The organism is Paracoccus sp. P2 (assembly GCF_046335115.1).
GTDB lineage: Bacteria > Pseudomonadota > Alphaproteobacteria > Rhodobacterales > Rhodobacteraceae > Paracoccus > Paracoccus pantotrophus.
Window position 1 is genome coordinate 1 of record NZ_JBGOSN010000073.1, and the last position, 12,702, is coordinate 12,702.

The following is a 12,702-nucleotide window of genomic DNA, read 5'->3' on the forward strand; positions in this document are numbered from 1 at the left end:
CAGACCCGACGCAACAACCCGTCAGCTGACGGCCTTCGAGGCGCTTCAGGTTGCGCCAACTGCTCCGTGGTCGAGAGAGCGGTCAAAAATCGAGATGCCCTGATGAGGAATGGCATGGCTCGGACACGGGCAGCGGATTTCGAGGAAAAGCAGCGCGGCCTTCTGGACAAGGCGGCCGAGGTCTTTGCCGATCTGGGCATGGAAAAGGCATCCATGGCGCAGATCGCCACCCACAGCCAGGTCTCCAAGGCGCTGCTTTACCACTATTATCCCAGCAAGGACGCGCTGATCTTCGCCATCATCATCACCCATCTGGAAGAGCTGGAAGCCGCCATCGAAGAGGCGGACGATCCGACCCTGCCGCCGCAGCAGCGCCTGCGCCGGCTGGTCGGCACGGTGCTGGAACGCTATCGCGGCGCGGACAACCAGCACAAGGTGCAGCTGAACGCCACCCCGGCCCTGGGCGACGACCAGAAGGCCGAGATCCTGGGCGTCGAGCGCCGCATCGTCAAGCGCTTCGCCGCCGTGCTGCGCGAGATCAACCCCGACCTGGACGATCCGCAGCGCCCGCTGCTGACCCCCGTGACCATGTCGCTGTTCGGGATGATGAACTGGGTCTACATGTGGTTCCGCGACGGCGGCCGCATCACCCGCGAGGATTACGCCGATGTGGCGACGACCCTGATCCTGGAAGGGATCAAGGCGGTCCGCTGAAGTCCCCTTGCAGGATGTCCCAGGGCGGATCGACGTTCAGGATTTCCTTGAGTGGAATTGAGCGGTTCACTGGACATCCCGAGATGACACGGGGTTCAGGATGACCACGAAGCGCTCGGCGTTGAGCCACGCCCAATGGGAGAGGATCGTGTCGCATCTGCCCGGAAAGGCAGGCGATCCGGGCCGGACCGGGAACGATAGCCGTCTGTTTGCGAACGACAGAAACCGCATCGAACGCGGCTTCAACAGACCCAGACACTTCCGCCCTACCCGCTACGACCGCAGGACCATCCCCTTCAATGGCCGCGACCTTCTCGCAGCCACCAGCAGCTGGCTAAGGTGAATGGCGATTGCGGGGGCTAGGCGGACAACACCGCCGCCTTGGCCGACAGCGCGGCCAGCGCATCGCGCGGCGACAGCAGCAGCAACAGCCCGCGCCTGCCGCCGTTGATCGCCACCTCGTCAAAGCCCATGGCGTCGGCCTCGAAGGCCACCGGCACCGGGCGGCGCTGGCCGAAGGGGCTGATGCCGCCGGTATGATAGCCGGTCAGCCGCTCGGCCTTGGCGGGCGGCATCATCGCCGCCGACTTGCCGCCGAATGCCGCCGCCACCCGCTTCATCGACAGGCTGCGATCACCGGACAGGACCGCGCAGGCGGGGCGGCCGTCCACCTCGACCATCAGCGTCTTGAGCAGCCGGGCGGGCGGCAGGCCGATGGCCTCGGCCGCTTGCAGCGCCACGCGCTCGGACCCCGGATCATAGCGGTATTCAACCGGGCGAAAGGCCACCTGCGCCCGAAGCAGGAATTGCGTGGCCGGGGTGGCGCCGCTCATTCCGCGGGCCTTGCCGGCGGCGGTGGCGGGCGAAAGCCCATCTCGCGGTCGATCCAGGCCATCAGCAGGTCGACGATCTGCGCCTGCTGCGCGGCGTCCAGCGCCCGGCCGCGCGGGATGCCGTGCCATTTCTGCAGGCAAGAGCGGCAGCAGCAGGCGGTGGCGTGCTGGGCGATGAAGACCGGATGGCCACGCATCGGGGTCTGGCGGCCGTCGTTCGGCGGCTCGACCGGTGCCAGCCGCGCGGCGATGAAGTCGCGCGCATGGGCGGCGACGGTCTCGCGCCCCCTGGCGTCGGCATAGCGCCGCTGCTTCCGGCCAAGGCGAAAGCGGCTGCGAAAGGCGGACCGGGCCAGCCGGCCCAGGATCTGGTCCTGATCGGTCATGCCCAGGACATAGCCGTCCCGTCCCGGCGCGGAAAGCCCCGCCTAGCCCGCCTTGGCCAGCACCAGAAAGGTCATCATGCCCAAAGGCGGCAGGGTGCGGCGTTCCTCGAGGACCAGCGATTCCTGGCCCAGCACCCGCTCGATGCGGAAATCGGAATGCCAGCCGATCGTATTGGCCAGGGGGGCAAAGACCCGCTCGACCGCCGCCATGGCGCCGCGGTCGCGCGCGAAATGGTTGGTGATGACCACCTTGCCGCCCGGCTTGCAGACCCGCGCGATCTCGGCCATCACCCGCTCGGGCTCGGGCACCACCGACAGCACGTGCATCGCCGTCACCGTGTCGAAATGGTCGTCGGGGAAATCCAGCGCCCGCGCATCCATCTGCCGCAGCGCCTGCACCTGCTTCAGCCCCAGCCGCTGCACCTTGGCGACGGCCTTGTCCAGCATCTCGCGGCTGAAGTCGATGCCCGTGACCTGCATGTGCGGGCCGTAATGCTCCAGCGACAGGCCGGTGCCGACGCCCACCTCCAGCACCGAGCCGCCGCGGCGGTTGATGTAGTCCACCGCCCGGCGCCGGCCCATGTTGGTCGCCGCCCCGAAGGTCCGGTCGTAGATCGGCGCCCAGCGGGAATACGAGGCTTGGATGGATTTGATGTCCATGGCCGTTCCTATCGGTTTGAGGGCCGTTCCCGGTCGATCCAGGCCCAGATGACCATGACGACATAGCCCAGGCACAGCGCGATCAGCGTCACCCAGGCGAAGGTCAGCAACGCCGCCCCGACGAAGGCCACGCCGACCAGGAAGAACTTGACGTTCTCGCGCGAGATGCGGGTGGTCTTGAAGGACCAGGTGGGAATACGGCTGATCAGCAGCAGCCCGACCAGGACCATGTGCAGGCAGATCAACGCCCCCGGCAGCATCGGCCGGTCGGCGAAGGCGAAGGACAGATACATCGGCAGCATCACCAGCAGCGCCCCGGCGGGCGAGGGGATGCCCTCGAAATAGGCGCTGTCGCGCTGCGCCTCCTCGGACTTGGCGGAGACGTTGAAGCGCGCCAGCCGGATCACGCAGCAGACGGCAAAGACCAGCACGCAGATCCAGCCCAGGCCGCGAATATCCTTCAGCGCCCAGAAATACAGGATCAGCGGCGGGGCGATGCCGAAATTCAGGAAGTCGGCCAGCGAATCAAGCTCGGCCCCGATCTTGCTGGACGAGCCCAGCAGCCGCGCGATCCGCCCGTCGATGCCGTCCAGGATGCCCGCCGCGATGATCAGCAGCACCGCCGGCATGTAGTCGCCCTGCACGCCGAAGCGGATGGCGGTCAGCCCTGCGCAAACCGCGACGATGGTCAGCATGTTGGGCAGAAGCTGGACCAGCGAAAACTCGGTCTGCGGGCCGGAGGGCTGGTCCATCACGCCTCCGCCTGCCCGGCCGGCCCCAGCTCGGCGATCACCGTCTCGCCCGCGACCATGGTCTGGCCGATCTCGACCAGCGGCACTACGCCCGGCGGCAGATAGACATCCAGCCGCGAGCCGAATCGGATCAGCCCGAAGCGCTCTCCCGCCGCCAGCCGGTCGCCCGGCTTGACGAAACAGACGATGCGCCGCGCCACCAGCCCGGCGATCTGCACCACCGCCAGGTCGCGCCCATCCGCCATGCGGATGCGCAACCCGTTGCGTTCATTGTCCACGCTGGCCTTGTCCAGCGAGGCGTTGAAGAACTTGCCCGGCCGATAGGCGACCGCGGCCACCTCGCCCGCCACGGGGCTGCGGTTCACATGGCAGTTGAAGACGCTCATGAACACGCTGACGCGGGTCAGCGGGGTGTCGGCCATGCCCAGCTCGGCCGGCGGCACCGCCGGCTCGATCAGCGAGACGACGCCATCCGCCGGGCTTATGACCAGTCCGGGCCGCGCCGGCGTCACCCGCTCGGGGTCGCGGAAGAAGTAATAGCACCAGACGGTCAGCCCGACCCCGATCCAGCCCAAGGGCTCCCAGATCAGGAACAGCAGCAGGGTGGCGGCGGCAAAGGCCGCCACGAAGCGGATGCCCTCGCGATGCATCGGCTTGATGAAGGTGTCGCGCATGCGCATCTGGCATTCCCCAAGGGCTGATCGGCGCCGTCCGTCATAATGCGATTGAGACCACATGCAATAGTGCAGCCTGCCATACATGTTGCTTCCGCTGTGCCCGCCCTCCAAGCCCCCGGCCGCCCCGAGGCACAGGCCTCCGGTTGCGGGGGCAAGCAGATGCCGCCGTCATGGCTCCCGTTTGCCCCGGTTCCGGCTGCGCGCCCGCAACGCCAAGGATGCCCATCAAATCGTCGCGCGTTTCAGCGGCGTGACCATCCCCTCGCCGGTCGACGAGCGCAAGTCGGACACCGTCGGGACCATTCGGCGCCTCGGCGAAGCGCCGACATTGCGGCGGTGGCCGGTCGCGGTATCCGGCTGGACCTCCGGCACGCCGGCTGGGGCTTCGGCGTCCTGGCGTTCCAATTCGCCCCTTAGCACCGTCATCGGCGCGCTCGACCTTCACCCACGCGTGGCAGTCGGCATGCTGCGGCACGCGGCGCTGATGCTTGAACCGGCCTCCTCGACACAGGCGCGCGCCGCCGCCTCGACCACCTTGGCCAAGACCAGCCTGTCCCGCAACCCGGCCAGCCCCGCGGCTCCAGCTTCTCGCGCGGGCGGTACGGTTGTTGCTGCAGGCGCCGCGCCGATGGCGGTTGAAAAGGCGCGAGACGGGCCGATCAATATCGCCGCGGCCGAGAAGCTGCCGGCCCTGCGGGCAGAGAGCCATTCCCGGGGGCCAGCCGCACGCGCGGACACCTATAGTGCGCCGGACATCCTCAGGCGGGCGGACAAGCGGACGAAGCCGATGCCGGGCGCGACGGGTATTTCCGCGTGTCCGCGGGCCTTCATGACGCCTTGCTTGCCGTGCCCCTCACGGGGCAGGGCGCATGCCGGGGCGCTGCACCGCCCGCAGCAGGCTTCGATATCGGAGGCATCGCACCCGTTGCCTTTCACCCAGGGGCGAACATGATAGGGCGGGATAAGCATGCGTGCGCCGAGGCGGTGGTTTGGGCCCCCGAATGTTTCGGAACGGCGATGACGCCGATCCATTTCACGACCCGATGGCCCATATCCCTGACCGGCCGCACCCTCCCGCCTCGCTGTTGACCCAGGCATGATCCAGGGCACATGATCGGAAGGCAAAGCGGTCCTCGACGCCATCCGACCGGATATGCATGGAATGTCCCGCGCCGTTTCCGCCTCCAATCCCGAAGGCAGGCCATGGATGCGCCAGCAGGGCTGGGATGCCACCGCCTTTGCCGAGGCGGAACGGACCGATGCTTGCGCCCGCCGCAGCGCAATCCCGTGCCGGAGGGTAGGGCGTGAAGCCGACGATCCAGCTGCCCGGCCTGACGCTTCGGCCGGCACGCGCGGGCGATCTCGCCTCGCTATGCGCGCGGCTGCATCTGCCGCAGGTGCGAAAATATCTCTGCGACGACATCGTGCTGCCGCGCGAGACGGTCGCCGGCATGCTCGCGCGCAGCCGCAAGCTGGACGAGGCGGGGCTGGGCTTGTGGGCCCTGGAGACGCCGGGCAAGCCTTTGCCGGCATCTGCGGCCTCCAGCCGGTTTCCGACCTGCTGCAGCGCGAGCCCCGCATGCGCGGCGGCGTCGAGCCGGTGATCGCGCTGCGTCCCGAACTGTGGGGTTGGGGATTGGCCAAGCGGGCGCTCGAGGCGGTGGCGGATCATGCCCGAGAGGGTTGCGGCCTCAGGCGGCTCGTGGCCGTGGTGGACGCGCCCAAAGAGCTGTCTCACCGGCTGCCACTGCGTTGCGGTTTCGAACGGATTGGCATTGCGCCCGGAGCGGCGCATGCGCGCATCCTCTATGCGCGATCCCTGGCGGCGGCGGCTTCCTGACCGCCAGCCTTGGTCCCGAGGGCATCGGGGGTCGCCGCCGGCGCCCGGTTCGATGTCCCGCCTCGATCCGAACCGCAAGCTTCATCAAGGTTTTACAGAACGGCCACGCTCCTGTCATGCCGCCGCTGCATCAGTCGCGCCGAAACGGCAGGAAAGGGACAGCGCGGCATGACGGGTTTGCGGCTGTCGAACATCGGCAAGAGCTATGGCGAAACCAGGGTTCTGTCGGGTATCGACCTCGACATCGCAGCGGGCGAATTCGTGGCCGTGCTTGGCCCCTCGGGCTGCGGCAAGACCACGCTGCTGCGGCTGGTCGCAGGCTTCGAGCGCCCCGATGAAGGCACGATCACCCTGGGCGACCGGCAGGTGGCGGATGGAAATGCCATGGTGCCGCCCGAGGGGCGCGGCATCGGCCTCGTGTTCCAGAACTACGCGCTGTGGCCGCATATGTCGGTGGCGGAAAATGTCGGCTATGCGCTGAAGGTGGCGCGCCTGCCACGGGCCGAACGCCAGGCCCGGGTGGCCCGCGCGCTGGACACCGTCAACCTGGCGCCCTTTGCCGGCCGTCGCCCGGCGGATCTGTCGGGCGGGCAACGCCAGCGGGTCGCGCTGGCGCGCTGCCTGGCCGCCGGCTCGGATCTGGTGCTGCTGGATGAACCCCTGGCCAACCTGGATGTGCATCTGCGCGCCGCGATGGAAGAAGAGTTCCGCCGCTTCCACCGCGAAAGCGGGGCGACGCTGGTCTATATCACCCATGACCAAGCCGAGGCGATGGCCCTGGCCGACCGCATCGCGGTGATGGACAGGGGCCGCCTGCTGCAATGTGCCAGCCCCCGGCAACTGTATCGCGAACCTGCCGACGCCATGGTGGCCGGTTTCATCGGGGGTGGGCTGGTGCTGCCGGTCGAGGGCCTGCGGCCCCTGGGGGACAGGCTTGCCATGGCCGATCTTCTGGGCATGCGCGTCCGGCTGCGCTGCCATGCCGGGGAAACCGCACGGCCATTGGCCATGGCCGCCATCCATCCCGCCGATATCCAGCCCGCCCATCCGGGCGAGGCCGGCATCCCCGCCCGCGTCACCGCCCGCAGCTATCGCGGCGGCAGCTGGTCCTATGAGCTGCGCCCGGAGGCGGACCCGTCCCTGCGGTTGCCCATGGTGCTGCCCGACACGGCCACGCCGCCCGAACCGGGCGCGCGCCTTGACCTGGCGTTCCGCGACCTCTGGGCCATCCCGCTGCCCGGCACCTCCGTTCCCGGCGCGGCATCGGTCCCCTCCTCCTCCCCGCATCTTACGGAGAAATTCCAATGCGCCTGACTGTCACCACCCTTGCCCTGATGCTGTCCGCGACCTCGGTGTCGGCGCAGACCACGCTGACGCTCTATACCTCGCAATCGCCGGAAATCGCCCAGCAGACCGTCGACGCCTTCATGGCCAGGCATCCCGACATCACCGTGGAATGGATGCGCAACGGCACCTCGCAGCTGATGAACATCCTGACCGCCGAGCAGCAGGCCGGCGGCATCAAGGCCGATGTGCTGCTGGTCGCCGACAGCATCAATCTGGGCGCATTGAAAAGCCAGGGCTTGCTGCTGGCCTGGCCCGAAGCGCCGCTCGAGGGCATCGACCCGCTGCTATACGATGCCGACAAGACCTTCTTCGGCACCAAGATCTCGTCCACCGGCATCGTCTACAACACCCGGATCGCCGCGCCCGTCACCGGCTGGGCCGATCTGTTCCAGGATGCCAATGCCGGCCAGATCGTCGCCCCGAGCCCGCTTTATTCCGGCGCGGCGCTGGTCCACATGCATTCGCTGCTGCAGGACGCCAGCCAGGGCTGGAACTATTACGAACGTCTGAACGCGCTTGGCGTGGTGCCCGAGGGCGGCAATGGCCCGGTGCTCAAGGCCGTGGCCGGGGGCCAGGTGAAATATGGCGTCAACATCGATGCCGATGTGCTGCGCGCCAAGAAGGCGGGCTCGCCGGTGGAATTCGTCTATCCGGCCGAAGGCGCCACCTTCTTCACCGAGCCGGTGGCGATCCTTGCCGGCACCGATCAGCCCGAGGCGGCAAAGACCTTCGTCAGCTTCGTGCTGTCGGAAGAGGGCCAGAAACTGGCGGCCGAACAGGGCTACATGCCGGTCGACCCCAAGGTCGCCTCGCCCGAGGGGATGCCGGCGCTGTCCGAGATCAGGCTGATGCCGCTGGATGCCGACCGCGCGGTGGCCGAGGATGCCGAGGCCCGCGCCCGGTTCACCGAAATCTTCGGCGGCTGACCGGGGATGACCTCCGTTCCGAACAGCATGGGGGCGCCGCGCGCGCCCCTTTTCCGGCTTTCGTCCGAAAGGATCGTGCTGGCCCTGCTGGCCGTGCTGATCCTGTCGGTTTCCGTCGCCCCGATGCTGCGGCTGGCGCAGGCGGCGCTTTTCGACGATGGCGGGCTGGCGGTCGAGCGGCTGGCGAAGCTGTTCTCGCGCCCGCAGACCGGGGCGGCGATCTGGAACACCATCCAGATCTCGCTGGCCTCGACCCTTGTTTCCCTGCTGGTCGGCACGATCTTCGCGGTGATCATGGTGCAGACCGACCTTGGCGGCAAATCGGCGCTGGTCTTTGCCTTCGTGCTGCCCCTGATGATCCCGCCGCAGGTGACCGCCATGGCCTGGATCCAGGCCTTCTCGCCCTCCAGCCCGGTGCTGGGCGTCCTTGGCCTGTCGATGGAGGCGGGCACGCGGCATCCCCTGTATTCTAGGACCGGGATCATCCTGCTTCTGGGCATCTACAATGCACCGCTGGTCTATCTGGCGATTCAGGCCAGCCTGCGCCGCATTCCGCTGGACCTGGCCGAGGCGGCACGCGCCGCCGGCGCCGGTCCGCTCCGGGTGCTGCTGACGGTGATCCTGCCGCTGGCACGCGGCGGCATGGTGGCGGCGGCCAGCCTTGCCTTCGTCTCGGCAATCGGGAATTTCGGCATTCAGGCCATGCTGGGCATTCCCGCACGGGTGCCGACGCTGATCACCCAGATCTATCAGCAGATCAACGGGCTGGGGCCGGCCGCCCTGCCGAACATGGCGGCGCTGTCGCTGGTGCTGACCGCCCTGACCGTGGCGGGCGTGCTGCTGGCCGCGCGCGCCGGTGAGCGCGGCGATACCCGCGTCGATCTGGGCAGCCGCCCCCTGACGCTTCCCCTGGGCCGGGCCGGGGCCGTGATCGCGGCGCTGCTCTGGGGCTATCTCATCGTCTCGCTGCTGCTGCCCCTGTCGGCGCTGCTTCAGACATCGCTGGTCGCCGCCTACGGCCTGCCGCTGACGGCAGAGACGATGACGCTGAAGAACTACGCAGCGGCCCTGTTCCAGCAAGTGTCGCTGCGCGATGCCTTCGTCACCTCGCTGTGGCTGACGCTGGTCACCATGGGCTTCCTGATGCTGGCCTCGGTTTTCCTTGGCTATTTCCTGACATGGCGGCGCGGGCCCCTGGTGCGACTGCTGCATTTCGGGTCCGAGGCCGCCTATACCCTGCCGGGCATCACGCTGGGCGTCGCGATGATCCTGCTGTTCCTGCGGCCCTTGCCGGGGATCGGGGTGTCGATCTATGGCACGCCCTGGATCATCCTGGCGGCCTATGTCGCGGGTTTCTTCGCACTGGCGCTGCGTCCGGTGCTGTCGGGATACGCCCAGATCGACCGCGCGCTGGAAGAGGCCGCGCAGGTCGCGGGCGCGGGCTTCCTGCGCCGGATGCGCGACGTGATCTGGCCGCTGATCGCGCCAACCGCCATCGCCGCCGCCGTGATCGTCTTCATGACCGCGATCAACGAGATCCAGACCTCGATCCTGCTGATCTCCTCGGGCACCCGCACCATCGGGCCGATGATCATCTTCCTCGAGGAAGGCGGGGCCTCGACCCTTGCCGCCGCCGTTGGGTGCCTGATGATCCTGGGCGTGCTGGCGCTGATGCTGCTGTCGACGGCGCTGTCGCGCTTTCTGCCGAAAGGCGTGTTGCCATGGCAGTTCTGACCGCCTTCAGCGGCCTGGGCGGCAAATCCCCGGCAGCCTTCCTGCTGGAGATCGCCGGGCGGCGGATCCTGATGGACCTGGGCGAGGGCCCGACACCGGGCCAGCGCCCGGATCTGGACGGCATCGGACGGGTCGATGCGATCTTCCTGTCCCATGCGCATATCGACCATGTCGGGGCCATCGACCTCTGGCCGCGGCTGGGCTGTCCGCCGGTCTTTGCCAGCCGCGCCACCTTCGACGCCCTGCCGCTGCTGGGCCTGCATCCGCCGCCCGCAGCCTGCCACGCCCTGCCGCTGCAAGGGCCGGCGCAACTGCTGGGCCTGCCTGTCGTGGTCGGACGCAGCGGGCATGCCATGGGCGGCATCTGGCTGCACCTGCCGCAAGAGGGCGGCGCGCTTTACATGGGCGACTGGAGCCGGGAATCCGGGCTTCTGCCCCTCGATCCTCCGCCCCAGGCGGATCTGGTGATCACCGATCTTTCCTATGGCGACCGCGATCAGACCTTGGCCGAACAGGGGCCGGCGCTGGCGGACAGCATCCTCCCCGGCACGGTGCTGCCGGTCCCGATCCTGGGGCGCGGCGCGGATATGGCGCTGCGGCTGTCCGCCCTTGGCCTGTCACCGGTGGTCTGCCCGCAGCTCCGGGCCGAGCTGCAGGGCGCGTTGCCCGACCTGCGCTGCATCACCACCGCGCCAGAGGCCCGCGACGGCGACGTGATCATCGCCGCGGACACCGAGCGCCCCGGCGACCTGGTGTCCTGCCTGATCGCCGATCCGCGAGGCTGGCGCTTCATCTTCACCGGCCACGTCGCCCCCGGCAGCGCGGCGGCCGGGTTGATCGCCGCGGGTCGCGCCAGCCGGCATCCCTGGAACGTGCACCCCCGCGCCCGCGATCAGCTCTGGCTGGCCGGCATCACCGGCGCCAGGCATCTGGTTCCCGCCTTTGGCGCATTGGACGATGCCCCCGAACTCGCGCGCGCCCTGGCCCCGATCTGGCGACCGGACCGGGTCTGCCCCCTGACAGAAGAAAGCCAAACCCATGCTCACCAAGGAAACCACCCGCGAGCGGGCCGAGAACGACACCGCGATCCTTGTCCCGGCCCATGACCTGGCCCTGCCCCAAGGCCGGATCTGCCGCCTTTACGTCGGCAACCTGACCGGCGCCCGCGACGGCGCGGCGCTGCTGGCGGCGGGCATCACGTCTTCGCTGAACGTGGCGCTGAACATCGACGTGGCGCCCCTGCAACTGCCCGACGGCACCCATATGCGCCGCGCCAAGGTGGGGCTGATCGACGGGTCGGGCAATACGCCCGCCCATCTTGCCGCCGCCGTTCTGGCGCTGGAAGGGCTGGTCACGCAGGCCAGCCCCGGCAAGCCGAACTATCCCGCCCATCGCGCCGGGCATGTGCTGGTGCATTGCCGGGGCGGGCGGTCGCGCTCGGTCATCGTGCTGGCGATCTATCTGCACCTGCGCGCGCCCGGCAGGTTCCCGACGCTGGACAGTGCGGTGTCCCATATCCGCGGGGCGCGCGGCAATTCGGACACCTACCCGCTGCCCCCGATGCGGGATCTGGCGCAAGCGGTTCTGGCCAGCGGCAGCCTGCCCGCCCTGCTGCACGGTTAGCCCTTTCCCGGCAGGGGTCATTGCCGCCTCGGTCTCCCGCTTCCAGGACACCATATGATCCAGGCCCGCCGGAGCGAGGGCCAACCGGGCCATCGCCGGGAAGGGCTCATGCGAGGGTGTTCCGAGATCATCCCCGCATTCGGCGTGATCCCAGCGGGGCTTGAGGCTGCACGCTCCGCGGAACCAGCCGAAGCGCAAGGGAGGAATCATGGCGCCGCATGGCCGGCCATCCCCTGCAACGACCAATGGCTGGCCGCTCCTGCGATTCGTCGCGGCAAGTGGCCTGACCAATCTGGTGGACGGAGTCGCCGCCACCGCCTGGGCCTGGACGGCATCGCTGCTGACCCGCGATCCATTGCCGATCGCCCTGGTTGCCATGGCACTGCGGCTGCCCTGGGCCCGGTTTGCGATCCCGGCCGGGATCATCACCGACAGGGCCGACCGGCGCAGGCTCATGCTCGGCATGGATGGGCTGCGGCTTTCGGCGGGCGGCCGTGGCGCTCTGGTCGGCGTCGCCGCTGGCGGACGCGCCGCGGGTTGGGGGCTCCTCGCCCCCCCTTCCGCGGCACTGATCCTTGCCGGGATCGCGGGGAACTTCCACCCGCGCCAGGCGGACAGGAAGACTTGGCGCGGCAAACTGGCCGAGGTGATGGCTTTTCTGCACGGCGTCCCGATCCCGGGGCCGCTCGCCTGGCTCACCGGGTTCTGGAACCTGTTTTTCCAGACGGTGACGATCAGCCTGATCCCGCATGTGCATTGGCCGCGATGAAGGCTCGGCGTGCAGCAGCCCGCGGCCCCTGTGGTCATCGGCAATCACCCGTTTCGCACCGCGCAGGCCCCGGTCGGCGAGCCTGCGCAGGAACTTCGTCCGGAAGGGCTCCGCCTCGGCAGGGCCGTTGGCCAAGGCCGCATTTCCTGGCTGTCCATCGCCGTGGAGCTTCGTCGCATGAAATATAATTTTCGGTTTACACGCATATGATAATTTCTTACCATCACATCGATTTCCTGCGCAGTTCCGCGCCCGAGACAGGAGAGTTCGTTGCGCATCGAGATGACATCGGGGCGATTCAGGCTGTCGGGGGTGCTTCTCCAGGACCAGGCCCCCGATGTCAATCGGCACGCAACTTTGACCCCCTTTCGGCGCCCAATAATGACCCCGCTTGGTCAGCACGGGTAGCTGGCCCGATGCGGTGTAGCCTCCATACAGCGC

At 68.5% G+C, this 12,702-nt stretch carries 16 protein-coding genes; 11 read left to right on the forward strand and 5 right to left on the reverse strand.

Features of this window, described 5'->3' with window-relative positions; genetic code table 11:
• Nucleotides 1–114 precede the first annotated feature (114 nt).
• Nucleotides 115–714, forward strand: coding sequence for a TetR/AcrR family transcriptional regulator (locus ACDP63_RS22950; protein ID WP_024843936.1), 600 nt, complete (start codon nt 115–117; stop codon nt 712–714).
• Between the two features lie 100 nt (nt 715–814).
• Nucleotides 815–1,057: a hypothetical protein gene (locus ACDP63_RS22955; protein WP_147277961.1), complete on the forward strand. Its 243-nt coding sequence runs from the start codon at nt 815–817 to the stop codon at nt 1,055–1,057.
• Nucleotides 1,058–1,073: 16 nt separating this feature from the next.
• Here the strand turns inward: ACDP63_RS22955 and ACDP63_RS22960 are convergent, their stop codons facing one another.
• From ACDP63_RS22960 to ACDP63_RS22980, 5 genes are read right to left on the reverse strand one after another with little or no spacing between them, the layout of a single operon-like run.
• Entirely contained in the window at nt 1,074–1,547 is a 474-nt protein-coding gene (locus ACDP63_RS22960) for a YbaK/EbsC family protein (protein WP_024843937.1), read from the reverse strand.
• Nucleotides 1,544–1,933 carry a DUF4186 domain-containing protein gene (locus ACDP63_RS22965; RefSeq protein ID WP_024843938.1) on the reverse strand — a complete coding sequence of 130 codons (390 nt, stop codon included), beginning with the start codon at nt 1,931–1,933 and terminating at the stop codon, nt 1,544–1,546. Before ACDP63_RS22965 ends, ACDP63_RS22960 begins: the two co-directional genes overlap by 4 nt.
• Nucleotides 1,934–1,975: 42 nt before the next feature.
• The gene (locus tag ACDP63_RS22970; RefSeq protein WP_024843939.1) at nt 1,976–2,593 is read right to left on the reverse strand and encodes a class I SAM-dependent methyltransferase; all 618 of its coding nucleotides are present in this window, start codon (nt 2,591–2,593) and stop codon (nt 1,976–1,978) included.
• 8 nt (nt 2,594–2,601) lie between these two features.
• Complete coding sequence (pssA, locus tag ACDP63_RS22975; RefSeq protein ID WP_028710246.1) at nt 2,602–3,345, reverse strand: CDP-diacylglycerol--serine O-phosphatidyltransferase; 744 nt, start codon at nt 3,343–3,345, stop codon at nt 2,602–2,604.
• Nucleotides 3,345–4,025 (reverse strand): phosphatidylserine decarboxylase, encoded by a 681-nt coding sequence (locus ACDP63_RS22980; RefSeq protein WP_024843941.1) that lies wholly within the window; start codon nt 4,023–4,025, stop codon nt 3,345–3,347. The genes pssA and ACDP63_RS22980 overlap by 1 nt, the downstream gene beginning before the upstream one ends.
• A 178-nt stretch (nt 4,026–4,203) precedes the next feature.
• On the opposite strand from ACDP63_RS22980, the gene ACDP63_RS22985 reads away from it, so the two are divergent.
• The 9 genes from ACDP63_RS22985 (at nt 4,204) to ACDP63_RS23025 (ending at nt 12,261) form a co-directional block, all read left to right on the forward strand.
• Nucleotides 4,204–4,974 (forward strand): hypothetical protein, encoded by a 771-nt coding sequence (locus ACDP63_RS22985; protein ID WP_147278004.1) that lies wholly within the window; start codon nt 4,204–4,206, stop codon nt 4,972–4,974.
• A 352-nt stretch (nt 4,975–5,326) separates the two neighbouring features.
• Nucleotides 5,327–5,626: a hypothetical protein gene (locus ACDP63_RS22990; protein WP_024843943.1), complete on the forward strand. Its 300-nt coding sequence runs from the start codon at nt 5,327–5,329 to the stop codon at nt 5,624–5,626.
• Nucleotides 5,518–5,862, forward strand: a complete 345-nt coding sequence (locus ACDP63_RS22995; protein ID WP_167521744.1) for a GNAT family N-acetyltransferase — start codon at nt 5,518–5,520, stop codon at nt 5,860–5,862. Before ACDP63_RS22990 ends, ACDP63_RS22995 begins: the two co-directional genes overlap by 109 nt.
• Before the next feature lie 168 nt (nt 5,863–6,030).
• Complete coding sequence (locus ACDP63_RS23000; RefSeq protein WP_024843945.1) at nt 6,031–7,176, forward strand: ABC transporter ATP-binding protein; 1,146 nt, start codon at nt 6,031–6,033, stop codon at nt 7,174–7,176.
• A complete protein-coding gene (locus tag ACDP63_RS23005) occupies nt 7,167–8,135 on the forward strand; it encodes an ABC transporter substrate-binding protein (RefSeq protein WP_024843946.1) in 969 nt (322 codons plus the stop codon). Before ACDP63_RS23000 ends, ACDP63_RS23005 begins: the two co-directional genes overlap by 10 nt.
• A 6-nt stretch (nt 8,136–8,141) precedes the next feature.
• Entirely contained in the window at nt 8,142–9,869 is a 1,728-nt protein-coding gene (locus tag ACDP63_RS23010; protein ID WP_024843947.1) for an ABC transporter permease, read from the forward strand.
• Nucleotides 9,857–10,975 (forward strand): MBL fold metallo-hydrolase, encoded by a 1,119-nt coding sequence (locus tag ACDP63_RS23015; RefSeq protein ID WP_024843948.1) that lies wholly within the window; start codon nt 9,857–9,859, stop codon nt 10,973–10,975. Before ACDP63_RS23010 ends, ACDP63_RS23015 begins: the two co-directional genes overlap by 13 nt.
• On the forward strand, nt 10,908–11,492 hold the full coding sequence (locus ACDP63_RS23020; protein WP_024843949.1) for a protein phosphatase: 585 nt from the start codon (nt 10,908–10,910) through the stop codon (nt 11,490–11,492). The genes ACDP63_RS23015 and ACDP63_RS23020 overlap by 68 nt, the downstream gene beginning before the upstream one ends.
• Nucleotides 11,493–11,700: 208 nt before the next feature.
• Nucleotides 11,701–12,261, forward strand: coding sequence for an MFS transporter (locus ACDP63_RS23025; RefSeq protein WP_036765012.1), 561 nt, complete (start codon nt 11,701–11,703; stop codon nt 12,259–12,261).
• Nucleotides 12,262–12,702 lie beyond the last annotated feature (441 nt).